7 protein-coding genes and 1 other RNA gene are annotated in these 15,525 nt (G+C 37.2%); 4 read left to right on the plus strand and 4 right to left on the minus strand.

Annotation, left to right across the window (positions count from 1 at the left end; genetic code table 11):
* The first annotated feature begins 1 nt into the window (after position 1).
* Positions 2 to 940: a hypothetical protein gene (locus R2Q77_RS06525; protein ID WP_316802913.1), complete on the plus strand. Its 939-nt coding sequence runs from the start codon at positions 2 to 4 to the stop codon at positions 938 to 940.
* A gap of 144 nt (positions 941 to 1,084) precedes the next feature.
* Here the strand turns inward: R2Q77_RS06525 and ssrA are convergent.
* The 3 genes from ssrA to R2Q77_RS06540 all read right to left on the minus strand — a co-directional run bounded on the left by ssrA (position 1,085) and on the right by R2Q77_RS06540 (position 3,307).
* Positions 1,085 to 1,451, minus strand: a transfer-messenger RNA (tmRNA) gene (gene ssrA, locus R2Q77_RS06530).
* A gap of 202 nt (positions 1,452 to 1,653) precedes the next feature.
* Positions 1,654 to 2,853, minus strand: coding sequence for a pyridoxal phosphate-dependent aminotransferase (locus R2Q77_RS06535; RefSeq protein WP_316802914.1), 1,200 nt, complete (start codon positions 2,851 to 2,853; stop codon positions 1,654 to 1,656).
* Positions 2,854 to 2,914: 61 nt separating this feature from the next.
* Positions 2,915 to 3,307: a DUF1573 domain-containing protein gene (locus tag R2Q77_RS06540; protein ID WP_316802915.1), complete on the minus strand. Its 393-nt coding sequence runs from the start codon at positions 3,305 to 3,307 to the stop codon at positions 2,915 to 2,917.
* Between the two features lie 175 nt (positions 3,308 to 3,482).
* On the opposite strand from R2Q77_RS06540, the gene R2Q77_RS06545 reads away from it, so the two are divergent.
* Together R2Q77_RS06545 and R2Q77_RS06550 are read left to right on the plus strand one after the other, a co-directional pair.
* On the plus strand, positions 3,483 to 5,906 hold the full coding sequence (locus R2Q77_RS06545) for a thiamine pyrophosphate-dependent enzyme (protein WP_316802916.1): 2,424 nt from the start codon (positions 3,483 to 3,485) through the stop codon (positions 5,904 to 5,906).
* A 227-nt stretch (positions 5,907 to 6,133) separates the two neighbouring features.
* A complete protein-coding gene (locus R2Q77_RS06550) occupies positions 6,134 to 8,419 on the plus strand; it encodes a tetratricopeptide repeat protein (RefSeq protein WP_316802917.1) in 2,286 nt (761 codons plus the stop codon).
* A 4-nt stretch (positions 8,420 to 8,423) separates the two neighbouring features.
* On the opposite strand, the gene R2Q77_RS06555 is transcribed toward R2Q77_RS06550, so the two are convergent.
* Positions 8,424 to 9,173, minus strand: coding sequence for a LytTR family DNA-binding domain-containing protein (locus R2Q77_RS06555; protein WP_316802918.1), 750 nt, complete (start codon positions 9,171 to 9,173; stop codon positions 8,424 to 8,426).
* Between the two features lie 402 nt (positions 9,174 to 9,575).
* On the opposite strand from R2Q77_RS06555, the gene R2Q77_RS06560 reads away from it, so the two are divergent.
* Positions 9,576 to 15,515: an MBG domain-containing protein gene (locus R2Q77_RS06560; protein WP_316802919.1), complete on the plus strand. Its 5,940-nt coding sequence runs from the start codon at positions 9,576 to 9,578 to the stop codon at positions 15,513 to 15,515.
* Positions 15,516 to 15,525 lie beyond the last annotated feature (10 nt).

The raw sequence follows: 15,525 nt of genomic DNA on the forward strand, positions 1-15,525 counted from the left end.
AATGAAGTATTTACCTGTTTTAATTGCCATTCTGTTTTTTACAAGTTGTGGCAAAGGCCAAATAAAAGAAGAAGTAGGTTTAACCAACAAGCTTGTTTACAATAAAAACGTTAGTACTTATACCGCAACTATTTATAATGCCTACCAAGCACAAATTTTAATCAATGGCTTCCCAATTCATCCGTTATTAATATCGCAAGGGATAACTTACTTGGACTTGGGAATTGAAAAAGTTGGAACCCAAAAATTACAAGTGATTTTAGACCTGAGTTCCTTCGCAATGAAAAATTATACCCCAAAGGACAACGACAAAATTTTGACCATTAAATTGGAAGAAGACAACCCTAAGGACGATGGAATTTACGAGGAATTTAATATTCTGTATTCAGATTTAAAGGAAGAGGATTTAAAAAAACATTACTACGTGAAGGAAATAGAATTTGAAGCCAAGCCAGCTTATCATTTTTTTAAAGAACAAGATTATAATGATTTACGAAAGGAAAAGAATCTGAAAGACACTTTGTATGCTCGGTATAAAGCAATTATAGATGATGTAAATGATAGAGATGCAAAGGCGTTTGTAAAGAAAATTGAGTTAGCAGAATATCAATCTTCACAATTAAGAAATATGGAAAAAGATTGGGTGATAAAGGAAAGAGAACGTTTTTTTAATAATAAATTAAAACTATACCCAATAGATAGTTGTAAAATCATATTCACGCCAAATTACAAGATGGCCACTTTAGCACTTATTTATAATCCCATAACAAAAGAGCAAAATGCTTTAATTAATTCGCCTGCATTGGTCGGCATTTGGGAGAAAGGAAGTATTCCTAAATTTATTACTTACCTGCATAGTTTCTACTTTGCCAAACCAAAAAACAAAAACAATTTAGAGTTATTGAGGTGGAAAACTTTTACCTACGACATGGATATGTAAGTTTGAGACCGCAATTTGTACTATCAAGAGGGTGCCTATCGAGCCCCGACAATGCTGCCTTTATATCTTAACAACTTGATAATGAGGGATAAAAAGTTGTTGATTTATGAAAAAAAATAGGGATTTCCGATTGGAAATCCCTATGAGTGGAGCCGAAGGGAGTCGAACCCTTGTCCAGTTGTGAGATAAATTATACCTTCTACATGCTTATTTTTCAATTAATTGTCGGGAAGTAAACGGGCTGAAAACCGACCTTGTTTAAATCCTTAGATACTTTATCTCACCTCACGTCGTACCTCCGTTAAGGCCAGCTTTGTTGTTTCGATGCCCCAGATTCTAACCCAACAATGCAGCAGTTAGAGGGACAAAAGCTATTTAGTTCTAAACTAAGCAGCTAAGGCGTAAGTATTTTCGCCAACTAAAATGTGAACGTTCACTTTAAGTGCTCTCCGTACAACGCACTGCATGCTAACATAACCTTCGCCACCCCGTCAAATCCAAGAACGGCCCCGGTTTTCAGTTTTGCAATTATCAATTATCAATTATCAATTATCAATTATCAATTATCAATTATCAATTATCAATTATCAATTATCAATTATCAATTATCAATTACAAAATAGAACTACAAATATACAAATTTTAAGCCAATCTTATTTAGAAAAATGAATGATGGATTGATAAACTTCCATCATTCATTTTCCATCTTACATTTATAACGTCCTGCCTGGATATTGTTTTAAAGCAACTTCCAAACAATCCATTGCTGTATTTAAATCATCGGTATTTAAAACATAGGCCATACGCACTTCATTTTTACCCGATCCAGGCGTAGAATAGAAGCCTGTAGCAGGTGCCATCATAACCGTTTGATTGTTGTGGTTAAATTCTTCTAAAATCCACTGGCAAAACTTATCTGCATCATCAATCGGAAATTTAGCCACCACATAAAAAGCACCACCCGGATTTGGGCAAAAAACACCTTCAATATTATTTAAACGCTTCACTAATGTATCTCTACGTAAAGTATATTCGGTATTTACTTTTTCAAAATAGCTATCTGGCGTATCAACAGCGGCTGCGCCGGCAATTTGTTCTACCATACCCGGACTTAATCTGGCCTGGGCAAATTTTAATCCTGAAGCAATCACCTCTGCATTTTTGGTAATTAAGCAACCCAAGCGGGCACCGCATGCACTGTAACGTTTAGATACCGTATCCATAATCACAACGTTTTCGTCCAGTCCATCCAAATGCATAGGCGAAATAAACTCACGTCCGTCATAACAGAATTCACGGTAAGCCTCATCAGAGAATAAGAATAAATCGTATTTTATGCAAAGCGATTTCAAAGCCTCTAATTCTGCTCTGGAGTATAAATATCCAGTAGGATTATTAGGGTTACAGATAATAATGGCTTTGGTTTTTTCGGTAATTAATTTTTCGAATTCTGCGATAGGGGGTAAAGCGAAGCCATTTTCGATGTACGATAAAATGGGTTTAACGACTACATTACTCATGCAGGCAAAACCATTGTAATTTGCATAAAAAGGTTCAGGAATGATTATTTCGTCGCCTTCGTTTACACAAGTTTGCATGGCAATGGTAATGGCTTCCGATCCACCAACCGTTACCAATATATTTTCGGGCTTAATGTTGTAGCCTAATTTATTATAGTATTCTGTTAATTTGGTACGATAGCTTAACGTCCCTTCGGATGGTGTATAAGCCCAAACATTAAAATCAATGTTTTTAATGGCATTCAACATTCCTTCTGGGGTTTCAATATCTGGCTGACCAATGTTTAAGTGGAAAACCTTTTTACCATCCTGTTTAGCCTGATCGGCAAATGGTGTTAACTTTCTGATTGGCGATGCAGGCATCTGCAGGCCTTTTTGTGAAATCTTTGGCATGGTACAAAAATAAAAAAGTCCCGATGAAAATCGGGACTTTTTAAATATTATCGGTTAAAAATTATTTTGAAGCAGCAGCTACAGTTTCTCCTTTGATGTAAAGCACTTTAACAGGTGTTTTTGCATTAGAAGTAATGGTAACCGTTTTAGTAAATGGCATTGGACTGCCAGCAGGGTTAAATGTAACTGAAATAGTACCTGTTTCACCTTGTTTTAAAGGTGTAGTAGTATATTTAGGTACCGTACAACCACAGCTTCCTTCAGCTTTGGTAATAATTAAAGGCTCTGCACCAGTGTTGGTGTATTTGAAATCAAAAGAAACCGGTTTGTTTAAAACAACCTTACCAAAATCGTGAGTTTCTGATTCAAATTTAAATTCTGCAGGTTTAGTTTGTGCTTTAGAAGCTAAACCAAAACCCATTACAAAAGCGAATAATACTAAGATCTTTTTCATGTTATGTTTTTGAATGTTTTTTTTAAAACTTTTTTATTAAAACAAATTTAATTGTTTTCATTATAAAACAAAAACTATTCCAGTAATATTTTAATAACCAATATATAATTTTACAGTTTAGTATAAAGGCAAACTTTTAATTTTGTTTATATTTGCCGGCAACCAATATTAGATCATGATGCAGAATGAAAAACTTATTACCAATTCTATTGATGCTTCTGAATTAAGTTTCAACGATTTTAAATCTATCGTTACAAACGATTATAAAATTGCTTTTGAGAGTAGGCAGGCCAGTGTTTTAGGGCGTAGAGAAGTATTAACAGGTAAGGCTAAGTTTGGTATTTTTGGGGATGGCAAGGAAGTGCCTCAAGTGGCTATGGCCAAGGCATTTAAAAAGGGCGATTGGCGTTCTGGTTATTACAGAGACCAAACCTTTGCATTTGCAACAGGCATATCAACCATCAAAGAATTTTTTGCCCAATTATACGCAAATCCTGCTACCGATGCCGATCCGTTTTCTGGTGGCCGACAGATGAATTGTCATTTTGCAACTAAATCTATTAATGAAGATGGAAGCTGGAATGATTTAACCCAAATTAAAAACAGTTCTTCAGATATATCGCCTACAGGTGGGCAAATGGCCCGTTTAGTGGGGCTTGCCTATGCTTCTAAATTGTTCAGGAATAATAAGGAACTCGATTATTTAAAACACTTTTCTGTGGGTGGCAACGAAGTAGCCTTTGGTACCATTGGCAATGCATCTACATCTGAAGGTGTTTTTTTTGAAGCCATTAATGCTGCGGGCGTTTTACAGGTGCCTATGGCCATTTCCATTTGGGATGATGCCTATGGAATTTCTGTGCCGGCAAAATATCAAACCACAAAAGAAGATATTTCTGAGGTTTTAAAAGGCTTTCAGCGTGATGCCGATAACCTGGGTTACGAAATTTATAAGGTTAAAGGCTGGGATTACCCTGCTTTATGCGAAGTTTATGAAAAAGCAATAGAGGTATGCCGAACAGAACATGTACCGGTTTTAATCCATGTTACGGAGCTTACCCAGCCACAGGGGCACTCTACTTCGGGCTCGCACGAACGCTATAAATCAAAAGAAAGGTTAACCTGGGAAACTGAGCACGACTGTATTTTGAAAATGAGGGAATGGATGCTCGAATCTGCAATTGTAACAGAAGAGGAAATTGCTGAAATAGAGAAAAATGCAAAAATATTAGTTCGTAATGCTCAAAAAGAAGCCTGGAATGAATTTTTAGAAAGCATTAAGCCTGAACAAAAACAGGTTGTAGATTTTATAGGCGGACTGGCAAAACACCAGCCCGAACTGGCTAAAATTGCAGCACATTTAGCTTCAACAGCTGATGCTCAGCGCAGGGAGGTATTTTCTGCTGCACGCAAAGCCATTCGTTTATCAGCACAATTTAATACACCTGAACGTGAAGCATTTTTAACGTGGTACGAAAGCCAAGATGCCTTAAATTACGACCGCTACAATTCAAAGTTACATACAAACGGCAAAGATCGTCCGGATAACATTCCTGTAATAGCGCCTCAGTATGATGATTTATCTAAAATGGTTGATGGCCGCGAAGTTCTAAATGCTTGTTTCAATGAAAATTTTGCCCGCGACCAAAGATTAGTCGCTTTTGGAGAAGATTTAGGAAATATAGGTGATGTAAACCAGGGCTTTGCAGGTTTACAGGCTAAATATGGAGAGTTAAGGGTAACGGATACCGGTATCCGAGAAATGACAATTATGGGGCAGGGAATAGGTTTAGCCATGCGTGGATTAAAACCAATTGCTGAAATTCAATACCTTGATTACCTGATTTTTGCTCTAAATGTATTAAGTGATGATCTTGCTTCTTTATCTTACCGCACAAAAGGTATACAGAAAGCCCCGATGATTGTTCGCACAAGAGGGCATCGTTTAGAGGGTATTTGGCATTCAGGTTCGCCGATTTCTATGTTGCTTGGTTCTTTAAGAGGTTTGCATTTATGTGTACCACGCGATATGACACAGGCTGCAGGAATGTACAATACATTATTCAGGGCAGATGAACCGGCCGTGGTGATAGAATGTTTAAATGGTTACCGTTTAAAAGAAAAATTGCCAAATAACGTAGGCGAATTTACAATTCCGTTAGGACAGGCAGAAGTTTTGGAAGAGGGAACGGATATTACTGTAGTTTCTTATGGCTCTACTTTAAGAATTGTGCAGGAAGCTGCCGAAGAATTGCTTCAGATGGGTATTTCAGTAGAAATTATTGATCCGCAAACTTTATTGCCATTTGATACCACACATGTTTGTGCCACTTCTTTGAAAAAAACAAACAAACTTTTAGTTGTGGATGAAGATGTACCTGGAGGCGGATCAGCATATATTTTACAAAAAATATTAGAAGAGCAGAAAGGCTATTTTTACCTGGATGGACAGCCTAAAACCATGGCTGCAAAGGCACACCGCCCTCCATTTGGTTCGGATGGTGACTATTTTAGCAAACCGTCTGTAGATGATGTTGTGGAAACAATTTATCAAATGATGCACGAAAGCAGGCCAGATCAGTACCCTGCAATTTTTTAACTCAAAATTAGCTTAAAATGAAAAGACTTGATTGCGTATGCGGTCAGGTCTTTTTATTTATATCCATTTCTGAAATTTCTGTTTTTTTATTTCCGGTATATTATTGTGTAATAAAAATATTATCTTCAAATCCTCAAATCATCCCTAATGCAACTTAAACCGCTTCATCCTTATAATTGGGACATTCCTGATCGTGTATTTTCTGTTAAGCCCAATTTTGACTGTTAATGGGTAAACATTTTATACTCGCTTTCATTTTTTTATTTGCTGTCGGAAATTTACTTGCACAAGCGCCTCAAAAGCGATTGGACAGTCTTTTGCTGGTTAACAAAAACTATCTTAAACAAGATTCTGTAAAAGTATTGAAACTTGAAGGTGTATACAGGCAGTACTTGCGGCTAAAAAATATAGAGAAAGCAGAGCAATTTGCAGACGAGACAATTGATTTGGCTCAAAAACTAAGTCTTTATAATCTGGCTGCAATGGCTTATTACAGAAAAGCCCTTTTTTACCATGGTTCTTCCAATTATCGTAAGGCACTTGAAAATTATGAAATTGCTTTGACTAAGTTTAGTCTGGCGAACAATCAGGATATGGTTGCTGGTACTTATTTAAATATGGGTGCGATGTATATAAGCATTCCTGATTATGCAAAATCACTTGAAATGAATCAAAAAGCTATCGCTATTTATTTGAAAATGAATAATGATGCTGATCTGGCCAGTTGCTATGCCAATATTTCCGAAATTTATAAAGACATCAAACAGCATAGTAAGGCCCTTGATTATTTACAAAAAGCATTGAAAATTTTTATTGCCAACGGGGAAAGCGAGAGAGGGGTAGCCGTTGTTTATAATGGTATTGCAGGTGCTTATTTAAATGCAGCTAATACTGAGCTGGTTAAAATGGGTATTATACCCGAACAGAAATTTAGCCTTGCGCTGACCAATCTCCATAAAGCACTAAAAGTTGCTGAAATTATAAAGGATGATGGTGTTTCTGCAAGTATTTATTTAAATCTTGGTAAAACTTACGAAGGCATTTTGCAAAATGATATGGCTTTGGCCTCTTATCAAAAAGCATTAGCATTTAGTAAAGGAGATGACGATCAGAATCTTAGTGCATCGGTTTTACAATCTTTATCAGATTTTTATTTTAAAACCGGAGATGAGCAGAAAGCTCTTGAGTTTTCGAAGAATGCGCTTAAAATAGCCACTGACAATGAGTTGCTTGATGAGCAAAAAAATGCACTTTATAGCCTGAGTTTAATTTACGAAAAGTTAAATTTATTTGATCAGGCGCTAAATTATTATAGAAAGTATGTCGAAGTTAGTCAGCAAATTTTTGATGAAGAGAAAGAGAAAGAAATTACACGTAAGCAGTTGCAAATTGATTTTGCAATAAAGGAAAAGAATTATCAGATTAAACAAAATTTAACGTCGGCCGAATTGCAAAAACAAGTTTTATTGGCTGAGCAACAACAACAACAGCTCATTTTAAGAAAACAGGAACTTGCTTTGAGCGATAAGGAAAAAAGCCTTCAACGACTTACTTTTTTAAAAAAACAGGCTGATTTAGAGAATGAACAAAAACTTCAAAATTATAATTTTCAAAAAAAACAATTAGAATCCAGGTATATAACTTCGTTAAGGGACAAACAAATTTCTAAACAAAAGCAACAAATTGCCTACGATCAGAAGATTAAAATATCGTTAATCGTATCGGTGCTGTTATTGTTGTGTATTGCCTTTTTGATTTATTATAATCAGCGCAAAACGTCTAAACTGAATCAAATTATCAGTACACAAAAGAAAGAGCTGGAACATTTGGGTAATGTTAAGGATCGCATTTTTAGTATTGTGAGCCATGATATGAGAACACCTGTTAATGCTTTAATCTCTTTTATCCAGCTGCTCGAAAATGGAAACATCAGCCCAGAAAAATTGTATTCTTATGCTGAGAAACTAAAGAGTCAGCTTACGCATACCTCGGCCCTGATGGAAAATCTTTTAAACTGGGCAGGCAGCCAGATGCAGGGATTTGTACCGATAATAGAGACCGTAAATTTATCAGAAGTAACAGATGAAATTATTAACATACTTTATCCGCAACTTTTAAATAAGAACATAAAAATAAGTAAAGATTTTTCTGAAAAATTATCAGTAAAAACCGACCATAACATGCTGGCACTCATTTTAAGGAATCTGATGAGTAATGCAATTAAATATACACCAAATGCGGGCGAGATTATTTTAAGTGCCAATATAAATGATTATTATGTAGAATTACACATTGGAGACAATGGAATTGGCTTAACACCGTTGCAAATAGAAAAAATTAACAGTAAAGATTATTTCCTGGCCGAAAAAAGCAGGCCAGGAACAAATAATGAAAAGGGTACAGGTTTAGGTTTGTTGCTTTGCAGAAGTTTTATGGCCATTTTAAATGGGAATATTACTGCATTGGAAGCAAAGGAAAAGGGCAGTACCTTTATTGTTAAACTGCCGGCATAATCAACTATTTTAAAAACCTGGTAATTGTTTTTTCATTCATCTGATCTAACAATTGCTGTCTTACGGTAATGCTTACTGGCACAACAAAATTATGATTTAAATGAATTTCGTGATTGGTAAGGGTAGAAATATGTTTCAGGTTAACAATATATTGTTTGTGAACCCTTAAAAAAGAATTTGAAGGGAATTGAATCTCCAGATTTTTTAAATTAACCAGGGTTACATGCATCCCTTTCTGGGTATAAATCTTTGAAAAATCGCCCATGCTTTCTACATAAACCACGTCAGAATAATATAACTTACTGATGCCTTTGGTTTCTTTAAAAAAGAAAAAATCATCTGTATCTGCTTCAGCTTTATTGCTTTCTGTCAGTTCACGATTTAAAATATTTTTTAGCGTTAAATATTCTATCGCTTTATTGGCAGCCTTTAATAATCTTTCAAAAGATGCTGGCTTCACGATAAAATCAAGTGCATCCAGGTTAAAACCTTCTACAGCGTATTCTGTATAAGAAGTAATAAATATAAAGGCGGGTTTATTTAAGGTGCTTTTAAGTAAATCTAATCCCGAAAGTCCGGGCATATCAATATCAGAAAATACAATATCAATTTTTTGGGTTGCTAACACTTGCATCGCCTCCAAAGCATTTTCACATACGGCAATAATGTTTAAGGAGGGGATTTTACGAAGTTGCATTTCAATAGCATCTCTTTCTATTTCATTGTCGTCTATAACGAGGCAATTATAATTCATGAATAATGGGATGGATAAGGATTTGATGTAAAGATACGCGTTTAAAGGAAATTAAAATGGTTTTAAGTTAAAATCTATAGATATTATGGAATATAGGGATAATTAAATGATTACAAATATTTAATATTCCAAAAAAGAGTATTTATAGTAGGTAAATAACTACAAAATGGATTATTTATGTCTTTTCTATTTCGTGCTGTTCTTCTAAAAGTAAGTATTCATCTACTTTTTTAGGGCTTTAGTATACAATTCAGAATTATCATTTTTTTTAATCTAAAATTTGATGATTAGGATTTATTGTAAAAGTACGCTCTGCCATTTTTAATGGTGCAAAACCCACTAAGTAGGGTTTAAGTCTCTTCACCATTTCCTATACTAAACCGTAACTATTTATTTCCCTATATGATTAAAAATCTACATTTAACCCGATGGTGGTTTAAGCCGATTTTACCCTTGCTCATTTTATTTACATGGCTCGGGGCAGGTGCTCAAACTTTTAATTTTACAAATGCTGGTGCAAGCGGAAGGCTGGGCCCAACACAAGCGCAAATTAATAGCAGTTACAGTGCAACCGCACTGAATGGCAAGGTAACTTCCAATAATGGTATTCAGGCATGGACAGTTCCGGCAAATGGAAAATATACAATTACGGCAAAAGGTGCGCAGGGTGCTGCAAATGGAGGAAAGGGCGCAACTTTAAGCGGAGAATTTAATTTGCTGCAAGGCCATGTAATCAATATTGTAGTTGGTCAAATTGGTACAGGAAGCGGAGGTGCAGGTGGGAGTTTTATTTTTGATGCAACAAGTTCCACTTTATTAATGGCCGCCGGTGGTGGCGGTGGTGGTGCTGATAACGTAAATACACAAGGACAGATTACAACCAGTGCTTCAGGAGGATTTGCCACAGGTGTATATAATAATAATTTTGCTGGAAAAGGTGGTATAAATGGTGGCGGTGGCGGTGCCGGATCGGCCTCAGATAACAGTACTTCAGGTGGGAATGGTGGAAATGGAGCAGATGGAGGCAATACCGTTGGTATTAGTTCAAATGCTGGTGCTGGTGGAGCAGGCTTTTTGGGTAAAGGGGGTAACAGTGCTTCAAATGCAGTTCAGGGTGGAGAAAAATGGGCAAATGGTATGCTTGGTGGCATTGGTCCTGGTAATGGTGGCTTTGGTGGCGGTGGTGCTTCGAGTTCAGGCCTTGGCGGCGGTGGCGGTTATTCCGGCGGTGGTGGCGGCGGCTGGACAGGGGACTGGAATGGCGCATACGGCGGTGGCGGCGGATCTTTTAATGGGGGCAGCAATCAGGTAAATTCAAGAGGAACAAATCCTGGTGATGGCTCCGTAACAATTGATCAAATTGCCGGACCTAATGCACTTTCTTTTTCTGGCCCCATTGATCGGGTCGATGTTCCCACATTGGCAACCGTATCTGGCAGTTTTACAGTAGAGGCATGGGTAAAACCAGAAGACCTTTCTGATATGGTTATTTTCAGTTCAAGGATTAATAATGGAAATGCATTCGATATTCAGTTTAACAGTAACGGTTTTCATGGCGATATTGGTTATGGTGCCAATTGGCTAACAACCAATGCAGATGCGCCCTTTGCTCGTGTTCCAGGAAGGTGGCTACATGTGGCATATGTGGTAACACCTACAGGCTATACCATTTATGGAAATGGCGAAATAATCGGCAGCGGCAGCTATAGCGGTCCTGCACCTTTACTTTTTAATAGTGGTACTGACTTTCAGATTGGTTATAATGCGTACAACCAGTTTACAAAAGGATCTATTGACGAACTCAAGATATACAACGCTGCTTTAACGCAAGCCAATGTTCAGGCCGATATGTTAAGTACAACAGCATCGGTTCCGGGTAATTTAGTGGCTTATTACAGCTTTGATCAGGGTAACCCTGGTGGAAATAATGCAGGTATAACGACATTAAATAATGATGCTGGTGCAAACTATAACGGCACGCTCTACAATTTTGCACTAAACGGAACCAGTTCTAACTGGGTAGGCAGTTATGCTATGATTGTGCCAACAAGTGTGGCAGCTACACCAATAACAAATACTGCTTTTACAGCAAAATGGACTGCGCCAGCTGCTGGAATAGTGAATAAATACTATCTGGATGTAGCTACCGACGCTAATTTTACAAGCTTTGTAACAGGTTACAATAATCGGGATGTGGGCAACGTACTGCTATATAATATTACTGGTTTAAATCCCGCAACCAATTATTTTTATCGGGTAAGGGCTTATAATACAGCTTTAAATGCACAGGGTGCAAGTTCTAAAACCATTCAGGTTACTACGTTAAAAACCGATCAGGTAATTACTTTTGCAGCAACCGATTCTAAAATCTATGGCAATATAGATTTCACCGCGGGAGCAACCAGCAATAATGTTAGTTTACCAATAACTTATGCATCCAGTGATCCTACTGTTGCAACCGTAACATCGGGTGTGGTTCATATTTTAAAAGCGGGTACTACAACAATTACAGCCAGTCAGGCAGGTGACGGAACCTATAATGCTGCTGTAAATAAGCAACAGGTTTTAACCATATTGCCCAAAGCGATTACGGTAACAGCAACCACCGGGCAAACTAAGGTTTACACCAACGCTGATCCTTTATTTACGTATACCTTATCTGCACCATTAGTAGGTAGCGATGTTTTTACAGGCGTATTAGGCAGAACGGCAGGCGAACGTGTTGGAAGTTACGCCATTAACCAAAATACATTGGTATTAAGTGGAAGCTACAGTTTAACTTTTGTGGCTGCCAACTTTACCATTACGCCAAGAGCATTGCTGGTAACTACAGCAGGCGTAAATAAAGTGTATGATGGATTAACGGGGGCTACTCTTACATTGAGTGATAATAGATTGGCTGGTGATGCATTTACAATTGGCTATACGGCTAATTTCGATACTAAAGATGTTGGCATAGGAAAACCTGTAGACGTAACAGGTATTGTGCTTACCGGTACCGATGCATTAAATTATACACCAAACTTAACTGCAACGACTACTGCAGATGTTACGCCAAAAATTATAACCATTAATGCAACGGCAGGCCAAACCAAAGTTTATGGCGATGCTGATCCTGTTTTTATTTATACAACTTCATCTCCTTTATTTACAGGTGATGGTTTTACGGGTGCTTTAAGCAGAGTTGCAGGCAATAATATTGGAAGTTATATGATTAACCAGGGGTCTTTAACTGCTGGTACCAACTATGCTTTAATTTATGTTGGCAACAACTTCAGCATTACTAAAAAGCCGATGACTGTTATTGCTGATGCACAAAGTAAAACGTATGGCGATGCTGATCCGGCATTCACCTATACTTTATCAACTCCTTTAATTGGCGGTGATGTGTTTACAGGCACTTTAAACAGGGTAGCAGGAGAAAATATTGGTGCTTACACCATTAATCAAAATACACTGGCCTTAAATGCAAATTATACTTTAAGCTATACTTCAAACAATTTAAGTATTGGTAAAAGAGCTTTATTAATTGCTGCAGCCGGTATTAATAAAATTTACGACGGCAATACCAATGCTACCGTTAGTTTAACAGATAACCGCGTAACAGGTGATGTATTAACAACAAATTATGCAACTGCAACTTTTGCAGATAAAAACGTTGGAACCGTTAAGCCTGTAAGTGTTAGTGGTATTACATTAGGGGGAGCAGCAGCTGCCAACTATACTTTTAACACAACTACCAGTACAACTGCAGACATTACAACTAAAACATTGATGGTTAATGCCACAGGTATTAACAAAGTTTACGATGGTACAACCAATGCTACGGTTACTTTAACCGATAATCGATTGAGCGGAGATGTATTGACAGCAACGTATGTTACAGCAGCTTTTGTAGATCCAAATGCGGGTACGGCAAAACCAGTTTCAGTAAGCGGCATCAGCATTACAGGTACCGATGCTTCTAATTACTCGGTTAATGCAACCGTAAATACTACGGCTAATATTACAGCTAAAAGTGTTACAGTTATAGCCGACGCACAAAGTAAAACGTATGGCAATGCTGATCCGGCATTCACCTATACTTTATCAACTCCTTTAATTAGTGGTGATGTATTTACAGGTGCTTTAAACAGGGTAGCAGGAGAAAATGTTGGTACTTATACCATTAATCAAAATACACTGGCATTAAACGCAAATTATACTTTAAGCTATACTTCAAATAATTTAAGTATTGGTAAAAGAGCTTTATTAATTGCTGCAACCGGTATTAATAAAATTTACGACGGCAATACCAATGCTACCGTTAGCTTAACAGATAACCGCGTAACGGGTGATGTATTAACAACAAATTATGCAACTGCAACTTTTGCAGATAAAAACGTTGGAACCGTTAAGCCTGTAAGTGTTAGTGGTATTACATTAGGGGGAGCAGCAGCAACCAACTATACTTTTAACACAACCACAAGTACAACTGCAAACATTACAACTAAAACATTGATGGTTAATGCCACAGGTATTAATAAAGTTTACGATGGTACAACCAATGCTACGGTTACTTTAACCGATAACCGATTGAGCGGAGATGTATTAACAGCAACGTATGTTACAGCAGCTTTTGCAGATCCAAATGCGGGTACGGCAAAACCAGTTTCAGTAAGCGGCATCAGCATTACAGGTACCGATGCTTCTAATTATTCGGTTAATGCAACCGTAAACACTACGGCTAATATTACAGCTAAAAGTGTTACAGTTATAGCCGACGCACAAAGTAAAACGTATGGCGATGCTGATCCCGTATTCACTTATACTTTATCAACTCCTTTAATTAGTGGTGATGTATTTACAGGTGCTTTAAACAGGGTAGCAGGAGAAAATGTTGGTGCTTATGCCATTAATAAAGGTTCGTTAGCATTAAGCAATAATTATAACATGGGTTATACTACAGCTAATTTGTTGATTAATAAAAAAGCACTAACCATTACTGCCGATAACAAAAGCAGATTGCAAGGTGCTGTTAATCCTGTATTTACAGCAAGTTACACTGGTTTTATAGCTGGAGATAATAGTACAAGTTTAACGGTGCAGCCCGTGTTTACAACAACAGCTAACACCGGTTCTTTACCTGGTGCTTATCCAATAACGGTAAATACTGCAGCATCTAATAATTATACTATCACTTTCAATAATGGTATATTAACGGTTCAGGCTTCAGTTATTACGGATGTTATTTTAACCGCAATTCCGCTATACGAAAATAATGCAGCAAACACACCGGCTGGTACATTAAATACTGTAGCAAACGATCCGGCAGGTACTTATACCTACACATTGGTTTCAGGTACAGGATCTGATGATAATGCTAAGTTTAATTTATCTGGTAACACCGTTCGTGCAACAGCAGCATTGGATTTTGAAACACAATCTCTTTTCAATATCCGCGTTAGGGCAACTTCTCAATTCGGAGTAAGTTTCGAACGCAGTTTGAGCATCAATTTATTAGATGTAAATGAGGTGCCAACTTTAGCAGCAATTAACAATCAAAGCATCTGTTATACCTCGGTAGCTCAAACAGTAAGTTTAAGCGGAATCACTGCAGGACCAGAAACTACACAAGCAACAACCATTTCAGTAAGCAGCAATAACCCTGCATTATTCGAAAGTTTAGCGGTAACGAAGGCTGGTACTGCCGGAACATTAACTTACAGGGTTAAAGCAGGTGCAGCTGGTACGGCAACCGTTACGGTTACTGTAAAAGACAATGGCGGCACAGCCAATGGTGGAGTAGATACTTTTGTGAGAACATTTACAATAACTGTTTTCGAGCTTCCGGTAATAACCATAAACAGCGACAAAGGAACGGATGTAAGTAAAGGCGAAACCATTAAATTAACCGCTACGGGTGGTGTATCTTACGTGTGGAAAGCAGATAACAGTATTCTTGCAGGACAAAATACAGCTGTATTAACTGTAAGGCCAAGTGTAAACACCACTTATACAGTAACAGTTACCAATGCAAATGGTTGTGTACAAACCAGCAGCTTTACCATAAATGTGGCTTCAGATTTTGCCAAACTTAAAATTACAAACTTGCTTACACCAAACGGCGACGGATTTAATGATAAGTGGGTAATCGAAAACATCGATTTATATCCTAATAATGAAGTGAAAGTATTTGACAAGGCCGGACGTATTGTTTATGCTAAAAAAGCATATGATAACAGCTGGGACGGATCTTTTAACGGAACACCTTTAAAAGAAAATACTTATTACTATATCGTTGATTTTGGACCTGGATTTGGAAAATTGAAAGGCTTTATTACCATTGTTAGAGAACAATAAAAGGCATTAA

Origin of the sequence: Pedobacter nototheniae, from assembly GCF_032678625.1 — a bacterium.
GTDB lineage: Bacteria > Bacteroidota > Bacteroidia > Sphingobacteriales > Sphingobacteriaceae > Pedobacter > Pedobacter nototheniae_A.

What these genes read in the sequence shown, in the direction of transcription:
- R2Q77_RS06545 (WP_316802916.1), top strand. Translation starts at nt 3,483, where the DNA reads ATGATGCAGAATGAAAAACTTATTACCAATTCTATTGATGCTTCTGAA.
- R2Q77_RS06540 (WP_316802915.1), bottom strand. Translation starts at nt 3,307, where the DNA reads ATGAAAAAGATCTTAGTATTATTCGCTTTTGTAATGGGTTTTGGTTTA.
- R2Q77_RS06555 (WP_316802918.1), bottom strand. Translation starts at nt 9,173, where the DNA reads ATGAATTATAATTGCCTCGTTATAGACGACAATGAAATAGAAAGAGAT.
- R2Q77_RS06535 (WP_316802914.1), bottom strand. Translation starts at nt 2,853, where the DNA reads ATGCCAAAGATTTCACAAAAAGGCCTGCAGATGCCTGCATCGCCAATC.
- R2Q77_RS06550 (WP_316802917.1), top strand. Translation starts at nt 6,134, where the DNA reads ATGGGTAAACATTTTATACTCGCTTTCATTTTTTTATTTGCTGTCGGA.
- R2Q77_RS06560 (WP_316802919.1), top strand. Translation starts at nt 9,576, where the DNA reads ATGATTAAAAATCTACATTTAACCCGATGGTGGTTTAAGCCGATTTTA.
- R2Q77_RS06525 (WP_316802913.1), top strand. Translation starts at nt 2, where the DNA reads ATGAAGTATTTACCTGTTTTAATTGCCATTCTGTTTTTTACAAGTTGT.